Source organism: Roseateles sp. P5_B10 (assembly GCF_056400485.1).
This window is the reverse complement of sequence record NZ_JBFULE010001000.1, coordinates 1-1,689: the sequence shown is the minus strand read 5'-3', so window position 1 is coordinate 1,689 and position 1,689 is coordinate 1. Positions and strand designations below refer to the sequence as shown.

The window sequence follows — 1,689 nt, the reverse complement described above, 5'->3', positions numbered from 1 at the left end:
TCGTCGTCCACCACCAGCACGCGTCGGCCGTGCAGCATCTCGGCGGCGCCGTGCAGCTTGTGCAGAATCTCCTGCTTGCCCTGCGGCAGCTCGGTGACGACGCGGTGCAGGAAGAGGGCCGTCTCGTCGAGCAGGCGTTCGGGGCTCTGCACATCCTTGAGCACCACGCTCTTGGCCAGCGCACGCAGCTGCTTCTGCTCGGCGCTCGTCAGATCCTTGCCGGTGAAGACGACGACCGGCACGGCCGCCAGGGAAGGGTCGGCATGCAGTTGCTCCAGCAGGCCGAAACCGCTGACGTCGGGCAAGCGCAGATCCAGCACGATGCAGTCGAAGGTCTGCTCACGCAGCATCTGCAACGCCGCCGCGCCGGTACCGACGGCCTGCAGCTCGATGTCGTCATGGCCGAGCAGCTCGATGATGGCCTGGCGCTCGATGTCGTTGTCCTCGATGACGAGCAGCCGCTTGGTGCGCGGCACCGTGAAGTCGCGAATGCGGTCCAGCGCCGCCTCCATCTCCTCGCTGGTGGATGACTTCACCACATAGGAGAAGGCGCCGTGCGCCAGGCCGTGGTTGCGGTCCTCCTCGGCGACGCTGAAGATCTGCACCGGGATGTGGCGGGTCAGCGGGTCGAGCTTGAGCTGGTTGAGCACCGTCCAGCCCAGCATGTCGGGCAGGAAGATGTCCAGCGACACGGCAGTCGGCTTGAAGCGCCGCGCCAGCTCCAGGCCCAGGCTGCCCTTGAGCGCCACCAGGCCCTTGAAGCCGCGGTCCCGCGCCAGGCCCAGCACGATGCGGGCGAAGTGAGGGTCGTCCTCGATGATAAGCAGGACCGAGTCGCCCTCCTCGATGTTCTCGCGGTCATCAGGTACCTGGGTTTCTCGCACCAGCGGCAGGTTGTTGCGCGCCGGGGCCATCGGGCGGCTGTGCGAGGGCAGGGGCGCCATGCTGGCGCTGTCCGCGCCTGCGAAATGCAAGGGCAGGAAGAGCGTGAACGTGCTGCCATGGCCATGCACGCTGGTCAGGCGGATTTCGCCGCCGAGCAGGGCCGCCAGCTCACGGCTGATGGCCAGGCCCAGGCCGGTGCCGCCGTATTTGCGCGAAGTACCGGCGTCGGCCTGCTGGAAGGCCTCGAAGATCAGGCGCTGCTTCTCGGGCGCCACGCCAATGCCGGTGTCCTCCACCGCGAAGGCCAGCACATGCTGGGCCTTGCTCAGCACCGGATGCTCCGTGCTCCAGCCCTCGTTGGCCAGGCTGACGCGCAGCTCCACATGGCCGTGCGCCGTGAACTTCACCGCGTTGGACAGCAGGTTCTTCAGGATCTGCTGCAGCCGCTTGGCATCACTTTCCATGCTGCGCGGCAGGTCGTCGGCGAACGTCAGGCGCAGCGGCAGGCTCTTGGCCTCGGCCACATGGCGGAAATTGCGGTCGATGCTGTCGCGCAGCGACACAAACGAGATGTCCTCGATCTCCACCGTGACGGTGCCCGACTCGATCTTGGACAGGTCCAGGATGTCGTTGATGAGGTGCAGCAGGTCGGAGCCGGACGAGTTGATGTTGCGCGAAAACTCGACCTGCTTGCCTGAAAGGTTGCCGTCGTTGTTGCTGGCCAGCTGCTGGCTCAGGATCAGGATGGAGTTCAGCGGCGTGCGCAGCTCGTGCGACATGTTGGCCAGGAACTCGGACTTGTAC

1 protein-coding gene is annotated in these 1,689 nt (G+C 66.1%); it reads right to left on the bottom strand.

Features of this window, described 5'->3' with window-relative positions:
• Window positions 1-1,689 (bottom strand): hybrid sensor histidine kinase/response regulator (locus AC1DU6_RS30145; protein ID WP_477861718.1); only part of this gene is annotated, 1,689 nt, incomplete at both ends.